This is a genomic window from Solimonas sp. K1W22B-7 (assembly GCF_003428335.1).
In the GTDB taxonomy this organism is placed as follows: Bacteria; Pseudomonadota; Gammaproteobacteria; order Nevskiales; family Nevskiaceae; genus Solimonas_A.
This window is the reverse complement of sequence record NZ_CP031704.1, coordinates 4,046,737-4,072,216: the sequence shown is the minus strand read 5'-3', so window position 1 is coordinate 4,072,216 and position 25,480 is coordinate 4,046,737. Positions and strand designations below refer to the sequence as shown.

General features: G+C 66.1%; 23 protein-coding genes. 6 read left to right on the top strand and 17 right to left on the bottom strand.

Annotated features, from left to right (window positions below; all coding sequences use genetic code 11):
- Position 1: 1 nt before the first annotated feature.
- Both D0B54_RS18380 and D0B54_RS18375 read left to right on the top strand, forming a co-directional pair.
- Positions 2–1,573 carry an AMP-binding protein gene (locus tag D0B54_RS18380; RefSeq protein WP_117292911.1) on the top strand — a complete coding sequence of 524 codons (1,572 nt, stop codon included), beginning with the start codon at positions 2–4 and terminating at the stop codon, positions 1,571–1,573.
- 17 nt (positions 1,574–1,590) lie between these two features.
- The gene (locus tag D0B54_RS18375; protein ID WP_240433461.1) at positions 1,591–2,889 is read left to right on the top strand and encodes an NAD(P)/FAD-dependent oxidoreductase; all 1,299 of its coding nucleotides are present in this window, start codon (positions 1,591–1,593) and stop codon (positions 2,887–2,889) included.
- An 81-nt stretch (positions 2,890–2,970) separates the two neighbouring features.
- Here the strand turns inward: D0B54_RS18375 and D0B54_RS18370 are convergent, their stop codons facing one another.
- The 5 genes from D0B54_RS18370 to D0B54_RS18350 all read right to left on the bottom strand — a co-directional run bounded on the left by D0B54_RS18370 (position 2,971) and on the right by D0B54_RS18350 (position 5,887).
- Positions 2,971–3,537, bottom strand: a complete 567-nt coding sequence (locus D0B54_RS18370) for a hypothetical protein (RefSeq protein WP_117292907.1) — start codon at positions 3,535–3,537, stop codon at positions 2,971–2,973.
- A gap of 103 nt (positions 3,538–3,640) precedes the next feature.
- Positions 3,641–4,450, bottom strand: coding sequence for an SDR family NAD(P)-dependent oxidoreductase (locus D0B54_RS18365; RefSeq protein WP_117292905.1), 810 nt, complete (start codon positions 4,448–4,450; stop codon positions 3,641–3,643).
- Between the two features lie 61 nt (positions 4,451–4,511).
- Positions 4,512–4,931 (bottom strand): organic hydroperoxide resistance protein, encoded by a 420-nt coding sequence (locus tag D0B54_RS18360; protein ID WP_117292903.1) that lies wholly within the window; start codon positions 4,929–4,931, stop codon positions 4,512–4,514.
- Between the two features lie 91 nt (positions 4,932–5,022).
- Positions 5,023–5,244: a DUF2798 domain-containing protein gene (locus D0B54_RS18355; protein ID WP_117292901.1), complete on the bottom strand. Its 222-nt coding sequence runs from the start codon at positions 5,242–5,244 to the stop codon at positions 5,023–5,025.
- A gap of 58 nt (positions 5,245–5,302) precedes the next feature.
- Entirely contained in the window at positions 5,303–5,887 is a 585-nt protein-coding gene (locus tag D0B54_RS18350) for a TetR/AcrR family transcriptional regulator (RefSeq protein ID WP_117292899.1), read from the bottom strand.
- Positions 5,888–6,126: 239 nt separating this feature from the next.
- Here D0B54_RS18350 and D0B54_RS18345 point away from each other — a divergent pair, with 239 nt between their 5' ends.
- Positions 6,127–6,495, top strand: a complete 369-nt coding sequence (locus tag D0B54_RS18345) for a hypothetical protein (RefSeq protein WP_117292896.1) — start codon at positions 6,127–6,129, stop codon at positions 6,493–6,495.
- Positions 6,496–6,549: 54 nt separating this feature from the next.
- Here the strand turns inward: D0B54_RS18345 and D0B54_RS18340 are convergent, their stop codons facing one another.
- The 11 genes from D0B54_RS18340 to D0B54_RS18290 all read right to left on the bottom strand — a co-directional run bounded on the left by D0B54_RS18340 (position 6,550) and on the right by D0B54_RS18290 (position 22,152).
- Complete coding sequence (locus tag D0B54_RS18340; RefSeq protein WP_117292894.1) at positions 6,550–8,004, bottom strand: M81 family metallopeptidase; 1,455 nt, start codon at positions 8,002–8,004, stop codon at positions 6,550–6,552.
- The gene (locus tag D0B54_RS18335) at positions 8,001–9,686 is read right to left on the bottom strand and encodes a serine hydrolase domain-containing protein (protein WP_162932538.1); all 1,686 of its coding nucleotides are present in this window, start codon (positions 9,684–9,686) and stop codon (positions 8,001–8,003) included. The genes D0B54_RS18340 and D0B54_RS18335 overlap by 4 nt, the downstream gene beginning before the upstream one ends.
- A 199-nt stretch (positions 9,687–9,885) precedes the next feature.
- The gene (locus D0B54_RS18330; RefSeq protein WP_117292890.1) at positions 9,886–10,740 is read right to left on the bottom strand and encodes an alpha/beta fold hydrolase; all 855 of its coding nucleotides are present in this window, start codon (positions 10,738–10,740) and stop codon (positions 9,886–9,888) included.
- Between the two features lie 27 nt (positions 10,741–10,767).
- Positions 10,768–13,497, bottom strand: a complete 2,730-nt coding sequence (locus D0B54_RS18325; RefSeq protein ID WP_162932537.1) for a TonB-dependent receptor domain-containing protein — start codon at positions 13,495–13,497, stop codon at positions 10,768–10,770.
- Between the two features lie 125 nt (positions 13,498–13,622).
- Positions 13,623–14,660 (bottom strand): FecR family protein, encoded by a 1,038-nt coding sequence (locus tag D0B54_RS18320; protein WP_117292886.1) that lies wholly within the window; start codon positions 14,658–14,660, stop codon positions 13,623–13,625.
- Positions 14,647–15,222 carry an RNA polymerase sigma factor gene (locus tag D0B54_RS18315; RefSeq protein ID WP_117292884.1) on the bottom strand — a complete coding sequence of 192 codons (576 nt, stop codon included), beginning with the start codon at positions 15,220–15,222 and terminating at the stop codon, positions 14,647–14,649. Before D0B54_RS18315 ends, D0B54_RS18320 begins: the two co-directional genes overlap by 14 nt.
- Positions 15,223–15,476: 254 nt before the next feature.
- A complete protein-coding gene (locus D0B54_RS18310; RefSeq protein WP_117292882.1) occupies positions 15,477–15,872 on the bottom strand; it encodes a helix-turn-helix domain-containing protein in 396 nt (131 codons plus the stop codon).
- A 73-nt stretch (positions 15,873–15,945) separates the two neighbouring features.
- Positions 15,946–17,433, bottom strand: a complete 1,488-nt coding sequence (locus D0B54_RS18305) for a flavin-containing monooxygenase (protein ID WP_162932536.1) — start codon at positions 17,431–17,433, stop codon at positions 15,946–15,948.
- Between the two features lie 34 nt (positions 17,434–17,467).
- Complete coding sequence (locus D0B54_RS18300) at positions 17,468–18,301, bottom strand: SDR family NAD(P)-dependent oxidoreductase (protein WP_117292878.1); 834 nt, start codon at positions 18,299–18,301, stop codon at positions 17,468–17,470.
- Between the two features lie 80 nt (positions 18,302–18,381).
- Positions 18,382–19,668 carry a serine hydrolase domain-containing protein gene (locus tag D0B54_RS18295; protein WP_117292876.1) on the bottom strand — a complete coding sequence of 429 codons (1,287 nt, stop codon included), beginning with the start codon at positions 19,666–19,668 and terminating at the stop codon, positions 18,382–18,384.
- A gap of 66 nt (positions 19,669–19,734) precedes the next feature.
- The gene (locus D0B54_RS18290) at positions 19,735–22,152 is read right to left on the bottom strand and encodes a hypothetical protein (RefSeq protein WP_117292874.1); all 2,418 of its coding nucleotides are present in this window, start codon (positions 22,150–22,152) and stop codon (positions 19,735–19,737) included.
- 123 nt (positions 22,153–22,275) lie between these two features.
- Here D0B54_RS18290 and D0B54_RS18285 point away from each other — a divergent pair, with 123 nt between their 5' ends.
- A complete protein-coding gene (locus tag D0B54_RS18285) occupies positions 22,276–23,289 on the top strand; it encodes an AraC family transcriptional regulator (protein ID WP_117292872.1) in 1,014 nt (337 codons plus the stop codon).
- A 237-nt stretch (positions 23,290–23,526) separates the two neighbouring features.
- Entirely contained in the window at positions 23,527–23,847 is a 321-nt protein-coding gene (locus tag D0B54_RS18280) for a DUF7677 family protein (RefSeq protein ID WP_117292870.1), read from the top strand.
- A gap of 83 nt (positions 23,848–23,930) precedes the next feature.
- On the opposite strand, the gene D0B54_RS18275 is transcribed toward D0B54_RS18280, so the two are convergent.
- Positions 23,931–25,031, bottom strand: coding sequence for a DNA glycosylase AlkZ-like family protein (locus D0B54_RS18275; protein WP_117292868.1), 1,101 nt, complete (start codon positions 25,029–25,031; stop codon positions 23,931–23,933).
- Between the two features lie 182 nt (positions 25,032–25,213).
- Here D0B54_RS18275 and D0B54_RS18270 point away from each other — a divergent pair, with 182 nt between their 5' ends.
- The gene (locus D0B54_RS18270) at positions 25,214–25,480 is read left to right on the top strand and encodes a DksA/TraR family C4-type zinc finger protein (RefSeq protein WP_117292866.1); all 267 of its coding nucleotides are present in this window, start codon (positions 25,214–25,216) and stop codon (positions 25,478–25,480) included.

The window sequence follows — 25,480 nt, the reverse complement described above, 5'->3', positions numbered from 1 at the left end:
CATGGTCGTTCCGTTCCGCGCCTTCAGCGCTTTCGACCATCACGTCCAGCATGCGCCGTCGCGGGCGCTGGTGGATAGCGAACTCGGAAGCATGGGTTATGCCGAAGCGGCCGAGCGCGTGCGCCGGCTGATCAACGGCTTCCGCGCTCTGGGGCTCGGCGAGACCGATCGTGTCGCCGTGGTGTCGCGCAACCGCACGGAGGTGCTGTTGCTGATCCTGGCGGCACTGAAGGGTGGCCCGGTGATCGTGCCGGTCAACCACCGGCTTGCGCCGTCGGAAATGGGGTGGATACTCGAGGACAGCGATTGTTGCGCGGTGATCGCCGAGGCGGAGTTCGCGTCGGCGCTGGTGGGACGGATTCCGGTCCGGGTCGCGCCGGCGGCACGGCTGCTGCTGGGTCCGGCGGAAGAAGGCTGGGGTTCGTTCGAGTCCTGGCTGCAGGCGCAGGGCGATGAAGACCGTCCGCCGCCGGCCGACATCGGGCGTGCCTACCTGCAGGTTTACACCTCCGGTACGACCGGCCGCCCCAAGGGCGTGGTGCTGACCGAGCACAACTGCCTCGGTCAGCAGTTCGGGCTGATGGCAGCGGTGGACCTGATGCCGCGGCCCGGCGAAAGCGTCTACCAGGCCTTGCCGTTGTTTCACGTCGGCGGAATTTTCGCGTCGCTGTGGTCGGTGTACCGGGGGGCCAGCCTGTTGCTGCGGCGGGAATTCTCTCCGGCCGTCACGGAGGACCTGATGGCCTGCGGCAATGTGGCGCATGCGGTGCTGGTCCCGGCGATGATCCGCGCCTGCCTTAGTGCCTGCGGCGGCAGGCGCCGCGATTTCGATGGTTTGCGCAGCATCATCTACGGCGCTTCGCCAGTCACCGAGGACACACTGCGCGCCGCCGCGCAGCGCTACGGCTGCGATTTCGTGCAGATCTACGGCATGACCGAGACGCACAGTGTCATTTCGGTGCTCGATGCCGAGGATCACCGCCGCGCGCTGGATGGCGAGCGGGCGCAGCTGCTCGGCTCGGCGGGACGGCCAGTGGCCGGCGCCGTGCTCAGGATCGTCGATGGCGACGGCATGGAACTCGGCCGCGGCCAGGTCGGCGAAATCTGCGTGCGTGCCCCGCAGGTGATGGCGGGCTACTGGAAGCGCGCAGACGCCACGCAGGAAGCCCTGCGCGAAGGCTTCCTGTTCACCGGCGACGCCGGGTATCTCGACGGCAGCGGCTACCTGCACATCGTCGACCGCTTGAAGGACATCATCGTGTCCGGGGGCGAGAACGTGGCCTCGACCGAGGTGGAAGAGGTGCTGCTGTGCTTCCCGCAGGTAGCCGACGCGGCGGTGATCGGCGTTCCCGACGAGCGCTGGGGCGAGGCGGTGAAGGCCATCGTCGTCTGCGCCGGCGAGGAACTCGACGAGGAGCAGCTGATGGAGCATTGCCGGCGTCATCTCGGCGGATTCAAGGTCCCTCGGTCGATCAGCCGGGTCGATGCGATTCCGCGCAACGGTGCCGGCAAGATTCTCAAGGCCCGGCTGCGCGAGCCGTACTGGGCTGGCGTTTCGCGCCGCGTTTCCTGAGCGATTGGGAGCAGCGCGTGACGATCGCCGCGACGACGGAGTACGAAGGCCTGGCCCATGCGGCCGCAGGGGGCGTAGCGGAGCTCCGCTCCATGAACGCGGAACATATCGTCGTTGTCGGAGCGGGACAGGCCGGATGCGGGATTGCCACGGAGCTGCGCAAGCTGCGCTTCGGCGGCCGCATCACGCTGATCGGCGACGAGACTCACATGCCGTATCAGCGCCCGCCGCTGTCGAAGGCCTATCTCGCCGGCGAACTGCCTGAGGAGCGGCTCAGTCTGGTGTCGGGGCAGCGGCTGCGGGAGGCCGGGATCGATTTCCGCGGCGGTGTTCGGGCAAGCGGCATCGATCGCCGGAACAGAACCTTGCAGCTTGAGGACGGGTCGTCCATTGCCTACGACCGCATGGCGATCGCGACTGGCGGACGCAATCGTGCACTGCCATGGCCCGAGGCACGAGCGGACAATGTCTTTTCGCTGCGGACGATCGACGACGTGCGGCGGATGCGCGACTACTGGTCCGCCGGCAAGCGTCTGGTGGTCATCGGCGGCGGATTCATCGGACTGGAGGTGGCGGCGACTGCGGTGCGCGCCGGCCTGCAGGTGACGGTGCTGGAAGCGCAGGATCGGCTGCTGTCCCGCGTTACCATTCCCGCGGTATCGGATTTCTTCGAGAAGTTGCATGGCGCCGCCGGCGTGACGCTGCGCAAGAACGTGCAGGTGGTCGGACTGGAAGGCATGCCGCAGGTGAGTGCGGTGGTGCTGGCCGATGGCACGCGTCTGGCCGCCGACCTGGTTCTCGTCGGCATCGGCCTGCTGCCGAACACGGCGCTGGCCGAGGTCGCCGGGCTCGAGGTGAGGGACGGCATCGTCGTCGACGAATGCGCTCGCAGCTCCGATCCGCGCATTGTGGCCGCCGGCGACTGCGCGAATCATCCGAGTGTCTGGACCGGTACGCGCCTGCGGCTGGAGTCGGTGCAGAACGCGGCGGACCAAGCGCGAACGGCGGCCGCGACGCTGTGCGGTGCGGCGACGAAGCCTTATCGGGCCTTGCCCTGGTTCTGGTCGGACCAATACGACGTCAAGCTGCAGATCGCTGGTATCTCGGCGCCACACGACCACCTGGTCTTGCGCGGCGATCCCGCATTCGGGGCGTTCACGGTCTTCTACTTCCTTGCCGGGCGGATGATCGCGGCCGACAGCCTCAACCGGCCGCAGGATCATCTGTTCGCGCGGCGCGCCATCGGCGGCGGCTTGAGGGTCGACCCGGGAAGGATCGCGGATGAGGCCATTCCCTTGTCCGAACTAAGTCGCTAACTCATTTTCCGCCAGCAGTGGGTTGTCGTACCTGCGATCTGAGCATTGCACGGGACGGTTCCGGGACATGGAAGCGGCCGTCTACTTTTTCTTCTTGTACAAAGGCGAATCGCGCGGCCCGGTAGCCGGTGCCGGGGCCGCTGGCTGGGCCACGGGCGCCGTGGGCCCCATGGATGCGAGCCTGCGGGAGAGCCGGAATGCATAGGCCTCCACCACGCCCCAATCCCACTCCGATACCGGGCCCAGCTCGGGGTGGCGCTCCTGGCGTGACAGGGCGCGGTCCTTCGAGTTGACCAGCACCCGGCACTGCAGTCCGTTGTGGGGCGTGAAATACAGGTGCAGGTGGATGATGCCCCAGCCCGCCAGTGAGTGGCGGAAGGTCTTGCCTTCGCGCGGCGGATCCAGAATGACCTTGCGCTCGTGCACCGGGCCCTTCATCGAGGGATACCACAGGCCGAAGGCATAGTTGTGGACACCCGCCGCTGCGCAGGCCGCCGCCTTGGCCTGGATCTCCGCCGGATTCGCGAAGCGCTGCAGCGCTTCCCCCAGGTCGGATTCGGAAGAGGAGACGACCGGGGTCTCCGCCTGGAATGCGCTTTCGACCAGGATGCCGAAGTCGGAGAAGCTGATGATGGTGGCCAGTGTCACGGAGCGTCCTTTGCTGCAGGTGGTGGCGCGACCCGAAGGCGCCAGGCCGGGATTGTCGCCGAAAACCCCGGACCTGGCCCTGCGGGCCTTCCTGGCGCCGCCTTCAGGCCGCGAGGCGCTGGCTGCGATACCGCGCTGCCGGCGCGGAGCGTGACAGTCCTGGCCCCAGGGCCTTGCGGGCGGCTTCGAAGGCGTTCCAGTCGCGGAGGTCCGGCAGCGAGGGAATGGTGACGACCTCGCCCTGCTCCAGCCCCGCCAGTGCGGCGTCGACCATGTCGTCGGCGTTCATCACGATGCCATCGGGCAGCTGCTCGACCGGCGTGCCCGCCACGTTCCAGAAGTTGGTGGCCGTGGCGCCCGGCAGCACGGCCTGGACGCGCACCCCCTTGTTCGCGAGCTCGTGCTGCAGCGACTGCGAAAACGCCAGGACGAAGGCCTTGGTGCCGCCGTAGACGCCGTTCAGCAACTCGGGGGCGATCGCGACGATGGAGGCGATGTTGACGATGGTGCCCCTGCCGCGCGCAGCGAAGGCCGGAGCGGCGGCGTAGGCGAGCCGCATGAGCACGCTGACATTGAGCGTGATCATGCGGTCCATGTCGGCGACATCCGACTGCAGCAGCGGCGCGGTGGAGCCGAAGCCGGCGTTGTTGACCAGCAGGGTGATGTCGGCACCCGTCTTCAGCATGTACTCGATGCGGTCCAGGTCTGCCGCCTGCGTCAGGTCGGCGGCGATCGTCTCCACCGAGCGGCCGCTGGCCCGGGAGAGCTTCCGGGCCAGGTGCTGGAGCTTTTCGGAGTTGCGGGCAACCAGGATGAGGTCGTAGCCGTCGCGCGCCAGGCGATCGGCATAGATCGCGCCGATGCCGGACGAGGCGCCGGTGATCAGGGCGGTACCTTTGTGGATGTGGGTCATGTGAGTTCTCCGGAACGGGAAGAGGGCGGCCGCCGTATCGGCGCAGGCCGCAGGATGGTCTTCAGACAAGATTGATCTCGACGTCGATGTTGCCGCGGCTGGCCTTGGAATACGGGCAGATCTGGTGCGCGGCATCCACCAGGGAGCGGGCGAGCTTGCGCTCCACGCCCGGCAGGCTGACGTTGAGGCGCGCCGCGAGGAAATAGGCCTCGCCGGCCAGGCCGAGATCCACCTCGGCGTCGACGGCCGCATCCGCCGGGAGAGCGAGCTTGGCCGCCTGTGCCGCCTTGCCGATGGCGCCCAGGAAGCAGGCCGACCAGCCGGCGGCGAAGAGCTGCTCGGGGTTGGTGCCGGCGCCGTTGCTGCCGGGCACGGAGAGGTCGATCGCCAGGCGGTCGTCCGAACTGCGGGACTTGCCGTTGCGGCCGCCGGTGGTGTGGGTCTTGCCGGTGTAAATCACTTTGTCGATGGGGTTGATCATGACGGGGTCCTTCTATGGTTGGGAGCGTTGCTGGCCATGGGGGGATTGAACGTCGTCGGTGATGGCGGGCGTCCGGCGGCGCGATGCGTGTTCAGTGAACCCGGCGATCGACCTGTGCCTGCAGTTGCGGCCCGATCAGCAGGATCGCGGGGATGACGATCACGTAGGCGGTGGCCCAGGAGCGCAGCCACATCAGGGCGAAGCGGTCGGAGAAACCGAGATTGAGCGAGAGCAGGACGAAGGAGATGATGCCCGTGGTCACGACGCCCATCGAAAGGGCGAAGGCGATCCTGCGTTTCAGTTGCGTGTTCATTGCGGTTCTCCTGTGTTGCATAAAAATACCGATCGGTATAATCAAGGACAAATGAAAGTCAGGCCAGGTCGAGGATGATCTTTTCCAGCGCCGGCATCACGGCCCTGCGGTGCCTGCCGTTGCCGGTGAGACGGGAGATCATGATGGCGCCCTCGATCATGGCGATGAGCGTCACGGCGGTCTGCTCCGCATCCACGCCGGCCCGGAACTCGCGGTCGGCAACGCCGGCCTCGATGACCGTGACGATGCTCTTCTTCCAGCTCCGGAAAGCGTCCGCGGCCTTCTCCCGCAGCGCCGGATGAGTGTCGTCGGCCTCGACCGCGGTATTGAGCAGCGGGCAGCCGCCCTCGGGAAAGTCGGCAGGCAGGTTCTCGTACACACCCGCCAGGGCCAGCAGCTTGTCCTTGCTGGTCCTGCGCTTGTCCATGGCCGCGCGCACCGCCGTCTGCGTCCGTTGCCAGTTGTGCTCGAAGGCGGCCAGGGCCACTTCTTCCTTGTTGGCGAAGTTGCCGTAGACGCTGCCCTTGGTGAGCCCCGTGGCTTCGGTCATGTCGGTCACCGAGGTTCCGGCGTAGCCCTTCACGTTGAAGATGGGCGCCGTCTTTTCCACGATGAACTGCCTGGTGCGTTCTGCCTTGTTCATGGCGAGTAAATTATACCAGTCGGTATTTTTAGTCAAGCCCCCTGCCCGGGAATGGCCCCGCCCCCGCAAGACGCCCCTGGCCAGTCGCGGGGGCGCGCCTGACGGAAGGTGTCTTTTGGGCGAATGCGAGGCCCCCCGCGCGGCCGCAGCGCCCTCTAGAGTATCCGGCAGTATCGCGACCTTCGCGGCGGCGGGAATCCGCCCTCGCTGCGCAGGCGAAACTCACCTGCCGTGACGCCATGAAAATCTTCCTCTTCCAGATCGCCATCAGCCTGATCATGTCCCTGTCGATCGTCCTGTTCTGGACGAAGGCGCTCAGGCGGCTGCTCCTGTCTTCCTGCGGGACTGCCGAACGGACGGATTTCTGGATCACCTACTGCAACATCATGTTGTTCCTGGCGCCGCTGGTGACGGTGATCCTGTTTGGACCGTCGTACCGGGGCGAGCACATGTTTCCGCAGGAGCTGAGGCAGGCCTTCGGCGCCAGCCTGTTCGGCGTGTTTGCCGCCCTGACGATCATCGGCAGCAAGATCTCGCGCCTGCTTCCGAAGGACGGGCCCGCACCGGCAGTGTCTCCGCTGGTGGTGGATGCCGCGACGAAGCCCTGAGGGGGCTGCGACACGACAAGACACGGCATAGCGAGTTGGCGGCTTGCCTCGACCTCAGGTCGGATGGTCGATCCGAGGCCAGAAGTTGTTGTCGCGCCGTGTGAACGACATCTGGGCGAAGTGCTGCGAGGTCGATCCAGGCGAGCCCACGTAGAGAATCCTCCGGGCCACCGGCGCGAACGAGGTGTAGAAGTGCTGGGCAGACTTGACCACGATCAGCCGTTTTTCCCGCAGATCGATGCCCAGGCCTTCGAAGGCATCGCGGCTGAATACCTGCGCCCGCCGGGTGACGAGAACAATGTCGATGCCCTTGTCGCTCCGGACCCAGACGCCGGTTCCGAGCGCAGAGTGCCCTTCCAGTCCGCGCTGGCCATGGTTTTCCACGATCGCGCGAACGGTGACCCGCAAGTCCACGGGATCTCCTGACATCGGTCCGCACTTCCCGCCGATCCGCAGCAGGAAATCGGCTCCCACGCCAGCGCTCTGGCAGAGTGCCACGGCACCGAGGTCCCAGAAGCAACCGATCGCGGCGTCGCCAATGCCTCTGTCGATCATGGCTTTCAGCACGAAGGTGCTGTCACTCATCGCCCCGCCGCCGGCGTTGTCGCCCACGTCGGCCAGCACGCAAGGCCCTTGTCCGGCGCCCGCGGCTTCATCCAGTGCCGCTTCGATGGAGAGCGGTGGATCGTAGGTTTGCGAGCGCAGGTCCCAGAACTCGCGTCCCAGTTGATGCGCAAGCGCCTCGGCCCTGGGCAGGTCATTGTCGGTCACGACCCACAGCTTTGCCCCGCAGTCGGGCACGTCTCCCCAGGGAAAGCCATGGCCGAGCGACACCGAAAGAACGCCGTCCTTTCCTTCCAGGGACTTCATGCGCTGCACGAAGGAGATCATGGGGTCGCGCGTGGTGTGCCAGAGCCCGATCATGCGGCAGTCATGCACTGCCATGACGGGCCGGATGGTGCCAGCCACCTGCCGCTTCAGCAAAGCATGGAGTTCGCGCAGCCGATCAAGGCTGTCGGTGTGCGGATACTCCTTGAACGCGATGATGATGTCGGCGTTCGCACGCATCCTCTCGGTGAAGTGGCAATGCAGGTCCAGTTCCACGCCGATCGGAACCTGCGGTCCGACGATGCTGCGGACCCGATCGATCAGGTCTCCCTCGCAGTCATCGTAGCCCTGTGCCACCATCGCGCCGTGCAGGGTCAGCAGCACTGCATCGACGGGCCCTGCCGCTTTCAGGTCGTCCAGTATGCACTGGCGGTATTCTTCGTATACCGCGCGCAAGGTGGGGCCGGAGGGCTGCGCGAAGGCCACCAGACTCTCCACGACCGTGTCGCCGGCGGCGGCGGCCAGGCGGTGCAGTTCGGCATGAGCCACGCCGACGCCATCGGCGGCACTGACGCCCGCGTTCCCATGGTAGACACCGAAGGCCTCGTAGTCAGCCCGACCCGTCGGGGCTACGGCAGCGGTATTGGTCTCGGTGGCCAGTGACGCGGCAAAAATCCTCATTCCCGATGTCCTTGCACACGCGCGAACGGCACGCCGCGCAGGCGATCGAAGCTCAGCAGCAGGCCGGTAACCTTGTCGTCCTGACGCTGGACCACCAGCATCGCCTTCCTGGGAAGCGGGTCCTGCGGTTCGGAGTGGAAGAGGCCGCAGCCGAGAACCTCCCGGGAGTAGGGTTGAAGCTCCCAGTAGCCATAGCCATGAAGAGGCAGCAGGTCCAGCACCAGCTTGCCGTCGCGCAGGGCGATTTCCATTTCCTTCGGATAGCCCGGCTGGCGGTAGCGCCCGCAGAGTTCGGCTGACAACGACTCGGCCGCGGGTGGTACATCGGGCAGGTGCTCGAAACACTCCGGCTCGCCGCAGATATGGACATCGATGGTCGCGGGGGGGATGCTGCCCTCCGGCGGTTGTCGAATTTCCAGTGTGCTGAATGGCCCATCGGGCTGGGCCAGACCCATGTCGGCCCTTCGCAGCACGCCAACGAGCTGGTTGAACGTGGACAGCGCCAGACACTCCGGGCGGTCGGGGTGGGCCCTGTACGCCGTGATCTCGACCAGCGTCTTCGACGCGCGGCTGTACCAGCGACCCTGCAGCGCGGGGTGATCGGCTGCGGCAGGCGGAATCACCTCGGGGCCCAGCCCTTCGCCCTCCAGCACCGCCTCGAGTGCCTTGAGCGCCAGTGCCGGAGCGGGAGCATCCATCCGGTTGCACATGACGATGATGTCCAGACCGTGCTCGGGTGCGATGAGCATCTGGTGCATGGAACCCAGGGTCGCACCGGCATGCTGGATGATCTTCACCCCACGGTGCCTCTCGATGTGCAGGCCCAGGGCATAGCAATGGCCGCTACCGTTGGGAAAAGTCTGGGGCTCCAGCATCCTGCTCCAGGTGGCGGCGCTACCCACTCTCTTCTGCTTGCTGCGCAGGTGCTCCGTCCAGACCAGCATGTCGTCCACGGTGGAAATCATGCCGCCGCTGCCCAGCAACTCGTCGCTGGGGTAGATGCCCCGCCGCCATTGGCCGTCCGGCATCCGGACATGCAGGCTGGCCATGTTGGGGCAGACATCCAGGTCGCTTCGCAGCAGGGCCGTTGCACTCATGCCCAGGGGCGCGAAAACGCGCTGATCCATGAATTCGCCCCACTCCTGGCCGCTGAGGCGTTCGATGAGGACCGAAAGCAGGTGATAGCCGCTGTTCGAATAGGCGAAGCGGCTGCCGGGCGCAAAGTTGACAGCTTCCAGTAGCGGCATCAACTGCAGATGTCCGCCGCGGGCGAGCTGCGGGTACTGTCCACCGTACTGGAACAGGGTGAGCGCGGCGGGATCGTGCAGGCCGCCGGTATGATGCATGAGCTGCAGCAGTGTGGGCCGTCCACAGATGGCGCCGAGCTCGGGCAGGTAGTGGCCTACAGGCTTGTCGATATCGACCCTGCCATCCTCCGCCAGAAGCATGATGCCCAGGCAGCAGAAGTGCTTGCTGGTGGAGCCGATGCGCATACGCATGCCGGGCGTGTTGGCTACGGCATGCTCGATGCTGGCAAGGCCGAAACCATGACGGTAGATCAACTTGCCCTGGTGCCTGATGCCAACGGTCATGCCGGGCGCGTCGCTGCGATTCCAGGGCTTGAACAGCTCATCGAGCTTCTGGGCAATCGCGAGGGGGGCTGGGGATCTGGCGTCGGACATGGGCGTGGATCTTGGGGTTCGGGATGAAGGGAGATGCCCAGCCAGGTCGGGTGCGGTGCTCTCGACCTCGCCTGCATCGTCCGGTATCGGCATGGCAGTGAGCCTGCACATGACGGCAATCTAGGTATAGATGCAGAACGACACCATCAATGAAACTACTGGATTGATATCCGCTCGTTTTCGTTCGGCGCCACAGCGGTCAGCCGAGGGTGTCGTGCCGCGAGATCTTCCGCGCAAAATCCAGGATCCCGGCGGCCACCGTGTGCGCATGCGAAGGCTCGGTCAACATCGACATATGCTGCGCGCCCTCGATGCGCAGGTGACGGCTGTGGGGGGCGCGGCCCATGGCTGCGAGCCGATGATGACTGTGGCGGAACTGCTCGAATCTTCGCGAACTACCGCCGGACTTCAGGCCGGCACTGATGGCCAGGGTCGGCAGCGGGATCGAGGGCGTGAGACCGGCGATGTCGGCCTGGATGTCGCGCAGCGCGCCGATTTCCGCCAGCACCGATTTCACGTGCCGGCGGCTCCCCATGGCAGCGATCTGGTGCGGCGGCAGGCCCAAGCGTTTCAGGACTCCCATGCGTGCCAGGCAATGGGCTGCCCAGAATGCGATTCCGGATGCCAGGATCATGGATCGCGGAAACGGCAAGTCCTCGGGCGTCGCATCGAGCAGGACCAGGCCCGCGACCCGATGGGGCCGCGTCGTCGCGAAATAGCGCGAGTAGAGACCGCCGATGGAGTGCCCGGCCAGGATGACCGGCTCCGTGACGTCAAGCGCCTGCAGCAGCCGCTCCAGGCGCTGCGCCACGGCCTCCGGGCGCACGCTGTCCAACGGGCCTGTGCTGTCACCGATGCCCGCGCGCTCGTAGCTCAACACCCGGGTGTGAGGCTCCAGCGCCTCCTCGATGCTCCGCCAGCTTGGCAACTGGACGCCGCCGCCGCCGGATTCCAGTACGACGGTGGGTAGCGGGCCCGCCCGGCCGCGGATGCGCGCGTGGAGGCGCCAGCCGGAGATATCGACATCGCGCCGATCAAAGACGGTTGTGCTCATCCTTCGAACCCCGGTGAAAAGAGTCCCCTAGTCGAATGCCATGGTCACGCGCAGGCCGATGGAGCGCGGGCGATTGTAGGTGGCCGGTGGATCGCCGCCGGTGATGAGCGTGGTCAGAGAGGGCGTAGTGCCATTGATGCCGGTGAACGCGCGGCGATCCGTGATGTTTCCCGCGACAAGGGCAAAGGAAGGTGCGTACGGCAGGTCGGGGCGCGCGATGCTGAGGTTCAGATTGATGATGGAGTAGTCGAACACGCTGAAGTCGTGCTCGACGTTGTTGTAGGCCTTGCCCTGATGCTGGCCGCCCAGATCGGCACCGACTTGCCATGGACCCAGGGAGTTGGCGTAGCTGATGCCGGCGGCAGCCTGCACGCGGGGCGCCAGCGGCATGTCGGCGCCAGCGGGAACGATGTCGCCGCTCGCGGTGGCAAATTCCGTGGCACTCTTCATGACGATATAGGAGCCGCCGATCCTGACACTCAGTCCCGGAATGGGGGTCAGGTAGCGCAGCGTGCCTTCCACGCCATTTCCTCGTGCCGCGCCGACGTTGTCGATGTAGATACCGTTGATCCCGATGGCGCCGTCGTCGGCCTGGAATACCTGCGGTTTCTTCCAGTCGATATGGAACAGCGTGACGTCAGCGCGCAAGGTACGATCGAACCAGTCCGTACGAACGCCGATTTCATAGTTCCACAGGACGCTGGATTTGAACGTCGGGTGCGTGTTCGGTGCCACGTTGAGGTTCGCCGGCTGAATGTTGACACCGCCGTACTGGAACCCGCGCGTGGCATTGGCGTAGATCATGACATCCTCTCCGGCCTGCCAGGTCAGGGCGAGCTTCGGACTGAAGCCATGGTCCGCGACCTCGATGTACTGGTTGGTCTCCAGCTGCTGCTTGGTGACGAGGTTCAGGACACCGCGCGTCGTGGTATCGCCGGCGACACGGACCTTGTAGTAGCGCCCACCTATCGTCAGCGTCACGGCATCCGAGAACGTGCGCGAGACTTCTCCGAACAGGGCGCGGTCATCGGCGCGCAGGGGGTGAAAGTGCTGGTTGGCGATGCTGATGCCATTCTCCGTGGTGACCGCCTGAAGGATGGCGTTGTTCCCGAGAACGCTGGCCAGCAGCGGCGACAGAACTCCGGTGTTGGCGGCGAACAGGTCGATGTCAATGTCGGCGGTGTACTTGTTGAGATAAACGCCACCGAGCCAGCTCCAGGGTTCGCTGTCGCTGGAGACCAGGCGGAACTCCTGCAGATAGCCGCTGGCGTCAATGTCCTGCGTGGCCTGTGCGAGAGACAAGCCCAATTGGGCAACCCTGTTCGCGAGAGCGTATGTCGCGTCGAGACGCAGGTCCATGCGCTTGGTCAGGCGGCTGGATTCGGATACCAGGGTGGCCCAGCCAAGGTCATAGCGTGCATCAAGGGTGGCGACGCTGAACAGCAAGGTCGTCGGACTGGAGGTGGGGGCGTTGTCGCGTTCGAGCCGGCCCTCGAAATTGGTAGTGAAGCCGGATTCGTCAATATGACGCTTCTGCTGCATGTAGGAGGCGTTGAGGCTCAGATCGTCGGTGGCGTCCCAGCGCGCGAGCAAGCGACCGATCCATTTCTCGACGTCGTCGCCGTCGATCTTTTCAGGATGCCCGGGAGTCTTGAAGTCGATCACGCCGGGGGTGTGCTGCAGGACACCGCTGGCACGCAAGGCGACGGTCTCGCCGAGCGGCGCATTGAAGACCGCGCCGTAGGTTGGCTCCGTGCCTCCTTCGTGGATGCTGAGCAGTTCGGCAAAGCCGCGGCCACTCCAATGGTCCAGTTCCGGCTTGTTCTGCACGAACCGGATCGCGCCGTTGAGCGCGGAAGCGCCGAACAGCGTGCCCTGGGGCCCCTTCAGGATTTCCACGGTGCGCATGTCGAAGGGATCCGGGTCGGCGATGGGAAAGGTGCCGTACGGATCGGTGAGGGGCACGTCGTCGAGCAGGACTCCGGTGGTCTGGTTGGCGCCGTCGGTCGGACCGACACCGCGGATCGAGATCTTGGCCGGCTTGTCGCCGCTGGGCTCAAGCAAGGCAATGCCAGGGACCTCCCTGAGATAGTCCCTCATCTCGCGGGCACCGGTCTTTTCCAGGTCTGCGCCGAGCATCGCGTCGATGCTGACCGGAATCTCGCGCGCCGACTGCTCCCGCTTGGTGGCAGTAACGATGATCTCCTCCAGTTGAGGGCTCGACTGGCGCGGTCGGGGGCCGGCGCCCGACTCCGGCTCCGGCCTGTCCGGCAGCGCAATCGTTGGCAGGATGTCGTCCGCCGTGGTCCCGGCCGCTGCTCCGGCGGCACCCCCGGCATCCGCCAGGTCCAGGAGTCCGTCGAGGACTGGATCGCCCGACCGCTCTTGCGCCGGCGGCACGATGCCGATCGTGGCCTCATTGATCTGCTGGAAGGTATAGCCACTGCTGCCGAGAATTTCGGTCAGCGCCTGGCGCAGCGAGAAATCACCGCGCAGGCCAGGCATGGGCTTCTGCTGCAGCCCACCGTCTCGAACCAGCATCTGGACGCCGGCGATCCGGGCGAGTTCCAGCAGGGCGCTGTGGACGCTCTGCGCCTTCATGTCCAGCGAAACCCGCCGCTCCAGCAGGGAGGCCTGCGCGACCTCCATCGAGCCGGCCGCAGGCGCGGACTGCTGCGCCCAGGCCGCGGATGCTCCCACCAGCGCCAGACAACAGGCGGTCCACAGAATGATCTTCCGGCCAGCGGTGGAAGGCACCGGTTTGCAAGGCCCTAGCATGGTTCGACTCCTCTTGGCAGCCCGCCGTGGTTCACGCGAGCTCTGCTATCCAAGACGGAAAGGTCCTGCGCAACTGCACTCCATCCGTGGCTTCCACCGGGCAATCAGGTATTTCCACCGGCTCGCCGGGCGCTGAGGACGAGGTTTCCCTCTGCGTCGCGGCTCAGATCCACCGGGAACAGGCTGGGCAGGGCTTCCACCCATTTCTCTACGCCGTCGGTACGCACCGTGCCCCAGATCAGGATGTCTCCGACGCCTGCGTCGCGGATCAATACTCGCTTGCGGGAGTAACGGTTGATGTCGGCAATGACGGACTCCAGCGGCTCGCTGGTGTAGTCGAGGCTGCCGCTCCGCCAGGAAAGCGCCTGTGCCGGATCGACGCCGGTGACGACGGGACTGCTGCCGCCGTCGGTCCAGGCCACTTCGGTGCCTGCGCGGGCACGCACGCCGGCGACAGTGCCGGTAGGCTGCACGTCCACCACGCCCTCGACGACCGTCACCACCGTGCGATGCCCGGCGCGCCGGACATTGAAGGCGGTGCCGACGGCGCGAACGTCCAGGCCTCCGGTCTTGACGATGAAGGGCCGCTCGGGGCTGTGCGCAACGGTGAAATAGGCAGCCCCCTGCTGCATGACAATCGTGCGTTGCTTGTCGGTAAGCTCCACCGAGATCGATGTGGCCGCCGCGAGCGTCACATGGGAGCCGTCCGCGAGGAAGGTTTCGCGGACCTCCGTGCCACCCGGTGCGGCTTTTGCGACGGCCGCGCTCCCCCGCCCGGTGGGCAGCGATTGCAGTGCCAGCCCGATTGCGCAGGCCGCGATGGTCGCTGCGGCCGCAGCGACCCGCCAGCGCCGGCGACGCAGCGGCAGCGCATGCGAGGGCGCCCGCGCCGGTTCGCGATCACCCAGCCAGAGTGCGGCCGGAAGGCCCACCGGGCCTTCGGCGGCCTGGTCGAGCTGCGAATAGAGTGCCTGCATGTAGTCGTAGGCGTCCTTGTGCGTATCGCTGGCTTCGTACCAGGCCATCCAGGCGGTGATCTCCTGCTCGCCGACGTCCGGCTGGCGCAGCCGCAGCAGCCAGTCCCAGGCTGCCCGGATCGCCGGACCTTGCTGCTCGATCGGCATGCGCTCATTTTTGCCCATCGGCGATCTCCAGTGATTCCTCGGCGGAATAGCCGCGCACGCGCAGGCCACAGTAAACGCCAGCACGCGACAGGTGGCGCCAGACCATGCGCGCCTGCAATCCCAGGTGATGGCCGATCTCCTCGGCGGTCCAACCCTCCAGGCGGTAGAGCAGGAAAGCGCGGCGCGACTTCGGCGGCAGCTCCATCAACGCGCGGCGCAGCATGTCGATCTCTTCCTGTCCCAGGACATGGCGCTCGGGGGACAACTCGTCCACCGGTTCTTCAACCGCGCCGGCATGGCGCTCGCGCACCTTGCGGTGACGCGCCCGGTCGGCGGCGATGTTGGACGCAGTCTTGAAGAGGTAGGCGCGCATGAAGCTGACCGCGCCGGGTTCGGCAAGATTCAGCATGCGCACATAGGCTTCCTGCGCCACCTCCCGGGCCTCCTGCTCGTCCTGGCAGCGCGACAACAGGAAGGCATGCAGCATGCGTTCGTGCTCGCGCACCAGCGCACCCACCGACTGGCGATGCGGTAGAGAGTTGCCGGCCGAGGGCTCGGGCGATGCGGCAGCGGGTTTCATGGGGCGGGGATGTGACGGCTATGCATGTCTACAAGACGTTTCGAGTGCGTGATTACTGCACTGGCACTGCGGTTTCGTCACTGGGCATGCACCCAGGCCACTGATCCGATTGATTTTTTACTACCAGACACTCCTCAGGGACACTGCGGCGAGTGACTCGGCCCGGCTTGATTCCAGCGGTTGGGCGTCCGCTCCTGGCACATGACGGTCCGTCCCGGCAGGCAGCTACCAGCCCATAGCGGACATTGCAAGGATCACGAGCAGCCGCTGGCGGCTTGCATCTCCTGCCGTCGATACGCACCCGGTGTCACGCTATGCCAGCGCCGGAACGCCCTGTGAAAGCCGGATGCCATGCTGTAGCCGACGGCGGCTGCCACTGACTCGATCGATCCTGCGCCGCTGGTCAGCAACTCCTGGCCACGGACGCGGCGAATGTCCTCGATCAGCCCGCGATAAGTCCATCCGCACTCGCGCAGCCGTCGCTTGAGCGTACGCGGCGAGACGCACAGGGCGCTCGCCACTTCTTCGAGCCTGGCGAAACTCCCGTCGGCACGCTGTGCGAGTTGGGCAACGGCCTTGTCCAGCGGAATCTTGCCCCAGCGGTACTGGGTGAGGCACACGGTTGCGGATGATATGTGTCGGATCGTCATGGCGTTTGGAAAGCAGGCCCCGGCGCCGCCGGCCAGGTGGCCGGCGGCTCGGGCTGTTGCTGAGGAGGGAAGTTCAGGTACTCGGCGTCACCAAAAACTCTTCGGGCTCCACACGCTTCATGTCGCGGCGGAACTGCTGAGGGACAAAGGGATAGACGTTGGGCAGCCCGCTGGCATCGAGGTACCAGCTGCGGCAGCCGGAGGTCCAGACCGTGCCCTTCATCCCTCTACGCAGGCGCTCGTTGTGCCGCAGCTGCGCCTCTGCCCTGGGCACCAGGGCGCGGGCTTTCGCATCCCGCAGCAGAGCGATGCACTGCATGATGTAGCGCACCTGCGTCTCCGAAACACCGGTCAGCGAGAAGTTGCCGACCGGGCTGTTGGGCCCGATCACCATGAAGAAGTTGGTGCAGCCCGCCACCGCCACCGTGCGATGCGCCTGCGCACCGGTCTGCGCCCAGGTCTCGCCGATGTTCTGCCCCTCGTCGCCGATCACGCTCATGCCGCGGAAGTAGTCCATGACATGGAAACCGGTCGCCGCCACCAGCACGTCCAGCGGGTGCAGGCGACCGTCGCGGGTCACGATGCCCCGCGGCTCGATGCGCTCGATCGGAGACGTCACCAGCTCCGTGGCCGGACGCTGGATCGCTTCGTAGAAGCTGTCCGAGAACACCAGGCGCTTGCAGCCCACGCGATAGTCCGGGGTGAGGCTGGCCTTGAGCACCGGGTCGCGCACACGATCCAGGTTTGCCCGGCACAGGGCCTCGATCGGTCGCATCAGGGTCTGGTTGCCGGCAACGCCGCGCGAGAAGGTGTTCTCCAGCAGCAGGTTCTGGAAACGCCCCGTCGCCCACGCGAGGGACGGCATGCGCCGATAAAGCTGGCGCAGCCATTCCGGGCGCCGCATCTCGAAGTTGCGGCACACCCATTGCGGCGTCCTCTGGAACAGCGAGAAATGGCCGGCCTTGCCGGCCAGCGCGCTGGTGATCTGCACGGCCGTGGAGCCGGTGCCGATGACGCCGACGCGGCGGCCTTCCAGCGGCACGGAATGATCCCAGCGCGCGCTATGGAACGTGGCTCCGGCGAAGCTGTCGAGGCCGGGAATCTCGGGAGTCTTCGGGTGCACCAGTCCGCCGACGCAGGTGACGACCACGTCGGCAAGACGCCGCCGGCCGTCGGCCGTCGTCACCGTCCAGGCGCCGTTCTCGCGGATCACGCCGGTGACCCGGGTATCGAGGCGCACGAACGGCGTGATGCCGTACTTGTCCGCGCAGTGCTCGAAGTAGGCCTGTATCTCCGCTCCCTCGGCATACAGCCCCTTCCACTTCCAGTTCGGCTCGAAGGTATAGGCGTAGGTGTGCGCCGGCACATCGCAGCACAGCCCCGGGTAGGTGTTGTCGCGCCAGGTGCCCCCCAGCTTGTGGCCCATCTCCAGGATCTCGAAGCTCTCGATGCCGGCCGCGCGCAGCTTGATGCCCATCAGGATGCCGGACATGCCGGCACCGATGATGATCACTCTCGGTGCAGGTCCAGATGCGGCGATAGGGGAACGGCGATGTTTCATGTCGAATTTCCTTGTCATGCGCTACCGGGAATGTTCACCGGGGACGTGGCCGGAAGCTTCCAGCGACGCGCAGCCCACCGGTCACCAGGCCCTGATAGGCAGCAGGCAGCAGGCGCTGCACGCCGTCGGCTGCGCGCGCATCGGCGCCGATCAATACGCGGCGCGCATTACGGCGCACGCCAGCAAGAATGGCCCGGGCGGCGTCCCCGGCGCTGGCCTGCAGCAGCTTCTCGACACCCTTCAACGGGTCGACGGCACTGCCGGATGTGCGGGCCGCCTTGGCGATGCCGGTTTTGACACCACCTGGATGCACGCAAGTCGCACTGACGCAACTGCCGGAAAGTTCGAGTTCCTGCCGCAATGCTTCGGTGAAGCCGCGCACCGCGAACTTGCTGGAGCTGTACGCACTCATGCCGGGTGGCGCGAACAGGCCGAACACGCTGGAGATGTTGACGATGTGGCCTTCGCCGGAAGCAACCATGTACGGCAGGAACTCCTTGCTGCCGTAGATCACGCCCCAATAGTTGATTCCCATCAGCCATTCGTAGTCGGCATAGTCGGTATCGGCCACGTTTCCGGCATGGGCGACCCCGGCATTGTTGATCAACAGGTTGACGCAGCCGTGCTCGCGCACGACCGACCTTGCCCAATCGCGGACTTGCCCAAGCTGGGCAACATCAACCTGGCTGTGGCTCACCTTGACTCCTCGGCGCCTGGCCAGTGCCGCCGTCTCCTGCAGGCCGTCCTGGTTGCTGTGGCTGCACAGGGCAAGGTTGCAACCCCGGGCTGCCAGCTCCAGAGCCAGGGCGCGGCCGATGCCGGAGCTTGCTCCGGTGATGGCGGCCACGCGTCCTGCAAAAGTCTTCATCGGATTTTCCCGATCGGGCGCGGCATGGTGGATTTGCTCCTGTTCATCAATCGAGGGAAGTCGGCGCGCGTTCCTGCGCCTCAAGCGGCTTCGGCGGCCAGGGTCCGTCGACCGCGCGCAGCCGCCGCCGGCGGACAGTGGCGTTCGATGGTTCGCGGCACCCGCCACAGGCCCGCGAGCCCCGCCGGCGCCACCGACTTCCCGGTGGTCAGCAGCGCCGCCGAAACCTGGCGCTTCGGATCGGCCCAGCACAGCACGCTCATGTAGCCCAGATGCCCAAACGCCTGTTCGCAGTCGGCGCCGTACAAGCCGAAGGGCCGCGTACCGAGCATGAAGCCCGGTGAGAACCGCAAGGGCAGCATCAGTGTTCCGTCGAGCTGGACGCGGCCCGCAGGGCGCACCGCCGACGCAATGGTCTCTGGCTGCAGCAGCCGCCGGCCGTTCCAGGTGCCGCCATCCAGCAGCATCTGGAAAAAGCGGCTGCATTCGTCGGCCGTGCAACAGATGTTGACCGCCGGCAGAACCGCGGACAGGAAGTCGTCCCGGTTCGCCAGCGCGGCGAAGTCCTGGGCGTCGCGACCGAGCGCCCGCCGCGCCAGCCGGTCCAGCGGAAACGGCGGCAGCGGACCGGTATAGGCATTGCGGGCGTAATGTTCGCGCTGATCGGGCGCCAGACCGTAGCTCAGGTAACGGCAGCCCAGTGGTTCGGCGAACTGCTCGCGCAGCAGTTGTGGCAGCCTGCGGCCGCTGACCCGCTGCACGATCTCGCCAACGACGAAACCCGCAGTGACGGCGTGATAGGCCTGACGCCGGCCATGCACGAGTTGCGGGCGCGCGGCACAGATCAGGCGCAGCATCGCGTTCCAGTCGTACAGCAGCGCGGGGTCGAGTTCCTTCACCGGCAGTCGCGGAAGGCCGCCGCGGTGGCTCAGCAACTCGGCCAGCGTGGCGCGGCCCTTGCCATGCGCCGCGTACTCCGGCAGGTAGTCGGCAACCGGCACATCGAGCCGCAGCCGGCCCAGTTCCACCTGGCGGAGCGCCAGCATCGCGGTGATCGCCTTTGAGGCCGAGAACAGGCAAATGGGGGACTGCGGCGTCAGCACGGTCCTGGTTCGCCCATGCTCGCCCGGCGCATTGCCGGAGGAATGTCCGATCGCCCTATTGAGGATCAACTGCCCGCGATAGCGCACCGCGAGCACGATGCCGGGATGCAATCCGGTTCGATACAGCGACTCGACGGCGCTCCAGATGCTTGCCACGGCTCCGGGCGCGAGCCCCGCATCCTGCGGCCGGCATTCCTCCCGCGGGTCGTAGCAGGTCACGTCGCTGAGATCGGGCGGGACTGCGATGCGATTGGATGCGGGCATGGGTCTTGAGTTCCGTGCAAGGCCGGGGCCTGCTGCTGCTTGCAGCAGCAGGCCCGTACGTGTCGGCTACAGCGTCTTGAGGTACTCGATGAGCGCGCGGCGTTCCTGGTCGGTCAGCACGTCGGTGAAGTCGTGGCCGGCGTTGCTGCGGCTGTGCTCTCGCGTGTCGTAGACCTTGCGTCCCTCGATCTGCGCATTGCTGAGCTGAGGAGGCAGCGCCGTGGGCAGGTTGTTGACGAGCAGCACGCCGTTGTAGCCGAGGGACAACACCTTGAACAAGCCATCGAGCCGGAAGATCGGGGACAGCGGCCGGTCGGCCGTGTAGCCGGGAGAAACGGGGTCATAGTTCCAGCCGAGCTTGTTCTTGTCGTAGGCGCGATTGAAGCTCATGTCAAAGCCCATGACGATGTCGGATCCGCTGTCGTTGGGCGTGGACACGCGGCGCCAGATCGCAGGCCGGTCGGAGGATTTGAGCACGCTCCAGACATCCGGCACCGAGCCGTTGTGGAAGTACGGCGCCGAGGCCCACACCCCGTACAGCGGGGGAGCGATGTAGCCCTCCTCGGGATCTATCCGCTTTCCGGGAGTGGTGGCGATGGCACAGGCATCGGGGGTGCCCTTCTGCTCATTGGACAGGATCCAGGCGTCTTCCGAAGCCTCCTTTGCGGCATCGGGGAAGGCCTTGAGCAGCGCCAGGTCCGTACCGATGATCTCGGGCGGGACGATGTACCCGGCCATGCCTTCGAGCGCCGGCGTCTCGAGATAAGCCGGATCGTTGACGTAGCGCGGCGAATAGGCGCCGTGGCAGCCGGCGCAGGAGCCGTTGCCCTTGGGCTTTCTGCGCCCGGCGTTCCCGGCTTGCGCGAACAGGTCCTTGCTGTGGAACAGGATCGCGCCCTGCTCGGCCAGCGCCGTGTCGATCGTCGAAGGATACTCGGGCGATTGCAGGTTCGTGACCCAGGCCGACAGGTCCTGGTCGATCGCCTCGTCAAATACCATCGACTTCGCGCCGGCGTTTATAAGATTGGCAGGGTTCGCATCCAGGATCGGCAGGAAGAATGCGGCGGTGGCCCGCGTTGCGTCCCCGTAGATGTCCCCCGCGGCGAACTGCTGCGCACGATGGTTGTGATTCCACCACAGCGTGGATTCCGAAACCCCCGACGCGGGAACGTTAACAAAGAAGGTCGATAGAACCGGCAGCAACAGCTCCAGCGGCTGCTGGACGGAGGCGCCGATACCCACGAACTGGAACTGGGATGAGTTGTGGTTTCCGCGGCTGACGGCCAGGGAGCTCAGCACCGCCCCGGCCACTGGGTTCCCCGGGGCAATATCCATGGCCACAACGCCCAGGTCCAACGAGGCGCCGATCGAATAGAGCAGGCCCGGCAGCTCTTTCTGGGTGGCCGGGTCCTTCTCGCCCGGCAGGCCCACCTGGCCGGTGTGGCACACATGGCAGTTCAAACCCATGCGTCCGGAGAAGCTGCCGTCCGCATTACGCAGCTGGGTCGCAATGACCGGCAACTGTCCCGAACCACCGTTGGTCGCATTCGGGTCTTCACCGGGCAGCGGATAGGGATTGCGCTTCTTGGCCAGCGGCGTGCCCCAGCGCTCGGACAGCAACTGATCGAAATTGTCGGGGCGACCGGGCAAGCCCCAATGCCGCCAGAGGTTGCCGTAGTCGGACGCGGCGAAGGTGATGAGCCCCGTGGGTGAGGTCCCGCCGAAGAAGCCGGCGGCGTTCCGGTTGCCCGCGACATCGAGCCACTCCCCACCCTTCTCGATGCGCGAGCGCCACTCGCCGCAGGTCTGGGCCGTCTCCGGGTTGTTGATGTGGCAATCCTTCCAGTGGGTGTTGAAGTACACCGCCTTGCCGGCGTTGACGCCGGGCTTGATCAGGCGGACCGGGTCCGGCGGCAGGACGGCCGAATCTGCCTTGCCTTCGCAGAAACGGCTGAAATGACTGCCGCCGCGGTGGCCTTCCGCCAGCAGCGGCAGTTCGGCTGTGGGATCACCGCCGAGTCCGCCGATCGCGCAGGCCCCCGCATCGACGAAGCCGAGCAGCTGCGCATCCATCTCCTTGTAGGCATCGCTGCCCACCGGCCAGGGCGTACCGCCGGTATGCGAGCGGGTATCCGTGCCCGAGGCCATCTTGAGGATGCGCGACTTGCCGTTGTCGTTGCGGCCCAGGCGGTCCCAGGACGCGCGCAGGTTGGCGTAGTCCTGTGACCTGTCCTGGGTCAGCTGGAACAGCTTGCCGTCCGGCACGTCGGCAGCGCCGCCGGGGATATGGCAGGTGCGGCAGAAATCCATGCGCTTCTGCACGCGGCCGGCGAACAGCTCAGTGCAGTTCTTGACCGCCGCCGTGCCGCCGCCGCCGTTGCCGCCGGTCGGCGTGCCGGACTCGACCCGCGAGCTGTAGTCACCGCAGGCCGAGACGAGCAGGGCCCCGCCGATGGCGAAGAGCGTTGTCAGTTTTCGAATCATTGTCATGGGCTCCCGCCGCCTTCCCTTCGAGGTCAGGCTGAAATATGCGCCTCCCGGCAGAGCGACCGTTGACTCCAGCCGCAGGTTCGTTGACATTGGCCGCAGGTTTTGGGGCCCCCGAACATGGCTGGCAACTACTTTCCCGGCGAGGTGCTGCTGCCGATCGCGGACCTGATCCGCAGCCTCGGCAGCGACCCCGCGGTCGTTGCCGGGATTGCGGGCCTGTCCCCCAAGGCCTTCGACCATCCGGACATTCCGATTCCGGGTGCCACCACCTACCGGCTGCTGGAGCAGGCGGCCGGGACCTGCCGCTGCCGCGACTTCGGCATGCGCCTCGCCAGCCGCAGCACGCTGGCGATCCTCGGCCCCCTCTGGGTGCTGCTGCGCAACGCCGGCACCGTGCGCCAGTTCATGGAGGATCTGGCCGCCAACTACGACTTCTACACCCGTGCGGCGATCGTGACGATGGAGCCTGCCGGCGATGGCCTGCTGCTGTGCTGGGATGCCGTAGCCGGCGTGGAGGAAAGCACCGTGCAGGCGGTGGAGTTCGTGTTCGCGCTGGGCAGCAACGAGTTCCGCGCCCACGCCCCCTCCAGCTGGAATCCGCCGGGCGTGATGTTCCGGCATGCCGCGCCGCCGGACCTGAGCGCGCACCACCGCGTCTTCGGCCCCAACGTCCGCTTCAACCAGGATCGCAACGCCGTGTATGCAGACCGCGCCACGCTGGCGCTGCTGCTCAACACCGGCGGCTCGCACACGCGCGCGGTGATGCGCTCCGTCCTGCGCCTGGAGCACGAGGTCCAGGACCCCGGCATCACCACCCGCGTCGAAGGCATCGTGCGCGCACTGCTGCCTTTCGCCTCCTGCACGGTCGACGACGTCAGCCGCGCGATGGGCATGACCACGCGCACGCTGCAGGATCATTTGCTGAAGCAGGACCAGAGCTTCAAGGGCATCAAGGACCAGGTGCGCGCCGACCTTGCGCTGCGCTACCTGCGCAGCTCCACGTTGGCTATCGCGGAGATTGCCGAAATCCTCGGCTACTCGGAGGTGAGCGCCTTCAGCCGCTCATTCCGACGCTGGCACGGCGTCTCGGCGCAGTCCGTGCGGCAGGCCGGAAGGATTTCCGCCAGTTGATGGGTGTGGGGCGCGCATGGTCGCGATTGATGCGGTTCATTTCATTCACCGCATCCTACCTTGCTTTTTCTCCCTCGCCCCGCTTGCGGGGAGAGGGTTGGGGTGAGGGGCGGCTTTTTCACCAAGACGCCGCGGAATTTCTCGGATGCCTCGGCTTAAGGTAGTTCACGTAGGGCGGGTCCTTGACTCGCCTGTCGCGAATTAAGCTGGGAATTGGACCATTTTGGAGATGTAGCCATGAAATTGAGCAATGACTTTAGCGGAGCGCTCAGGACCTTTGCATACTTCATGACTAGCGGATCGCACTACATGCTCGAAGACGTCGATTACTTGAGCCTTTATGGCAACGAACCGAGTGCGATCGAACAGGTCTACGCCATCTTCGCCAACGTCATCGAACTTGACGAGAATGGCCAGGTGCTGAATTTCACTTATGCGCAAAAGCGCGCGACCGACTACTTGAAGTCGTACTTTGATCCAACATTTAAGATCGAACCTCCCCTAGAGGAGTGGGAGACTGCACTGTATGGGCCCCCACCGCTGAAGGACAGGATTTAGTTCACGTAGGGCAGGTCCTTGACCCGCCTGTCGCGAAAGGCGGATCAACGATCCGCCCTACTGCACTGACACTCCCTTGGCTATCAGCCGCCCAGACACAGGAAGGTGGACAGGCGGTGCCGCTCCTCGTCCAGAGCCCTGCGAAAGGCCAGCTCGCGCGGAGCGCGACCACTGACATAGCCGCACTCCAACTGCAGCTGCCCAGCCTGTACAGCGGCGTTGGCCCAGCCGATCACCTGATCACGCCACAACAAGGGCAGCGCGTAGTGGCCGAACCGGCGCCTGGGCGCCGGCGTGTAGGCCTCAAAGCGATAGGCCCAGCCCCAGAAGTGCTCGAAGCGGCGGCGGTCCCAGACCACCGGATCGAAGGGCGCCAGCAGGTAAACGCGTTCGGGGATGTCGTAGCGTCCTGAGGCCGGGCGCTCATCGGCGGGCCAGTACCAGTCAACCCCTTCGACGTGCGCATGAGCCGAACGTGCTTTCGCCCGCCTCAGGGCCGCCTGACGCTCGCCGCGCCATTGGGGTACACCGCCACCGAGCAGGTTGGCGAGCTGCCCCAAGCCGGCGGCAGGGAGGGGTGCGTATTTGGCGATCACCAGGTCGAGCAGCTGGTCCATGCGGGCGTGGATCCCGGCTTCATCAGGCTCAGGCTCCTGCGCATCGCGTGCCGCGTAGACACGCACGCCAGCATCGCGCCGCGCCACGCGCAACAGGCCGCGGTAATGCATGCCATCCAGCAGTTGGGTGCTGGCGTTCGACGAACCGCCGAACCAGTTGCGGGTCTTGCCGTGGGCGAACTGCGCGTCCACCTCACGCGGATGCACCGTGCCGCGCTCCCGTACGAAGAACAGCACCTCTTGTGCCTGCTGCCAGCGCGCTGGAGTCCATTCGGTTCGCGGCGTGCGGGGGTGCATCAGTGCCAGGTGGCGCCGCGGCAGGAATCCGTAGTTGACGAAGAAGTCCTCTTCTACCGATAGCCGCGGGTAGCGCCGCTCGAGCTCGCCGGCGGTGTAGCCGGCCACCCGGAGGCGCAGGTTCAGGTCCTGCGCGCGGGCCGGTGCGCGGATGGGATCGGCTTGCACGAAGCCCAAGCGCTCGATCGCGCGCGATAGCGTGGTTGGAGTGAACAAGCTGCGCCCGATGGCATGGCGGCGCAGGTCGTCGAGCTGAAGGGCACGTGGCATGGCCTCATGATGCCATCGAGCCGGCAAGACCGTGGATGGAGTCCGCTTCAGGCACAAAGCTGCCGGTGAGCTTGAATCCCGGAACCCTGCGCATTTTTTACTCTGGAAACCCTTGAACCCAGGGCCGATGGCACTATTTCCCGGGCAGGGAATCCTGGAAGGGCAAGAGCGGGAGCAAGGCAATGGCTACGGGTTGGGCACGTGAAGGCGCGGTGCAGGAACAGATCGATGCGACGGTCACCGATGCCGTGGCGCGCGCACGCAGCGGCCTGCCCGCGGGCCCCAGCCTGAGCCATTGCGCCGAGTGCGACGCCGCGATTCCCGAAGGCCGTCGGCTGGCCGTCCCGGGCGTGCGGCTGTGCGTGGCCTGCCAGGACGCACATGACCGCGAGGCCACGGCGTTCAGCGGCTACAACCGGCGCGGCAGCAAGGACAGCCAGCTGCGCTGA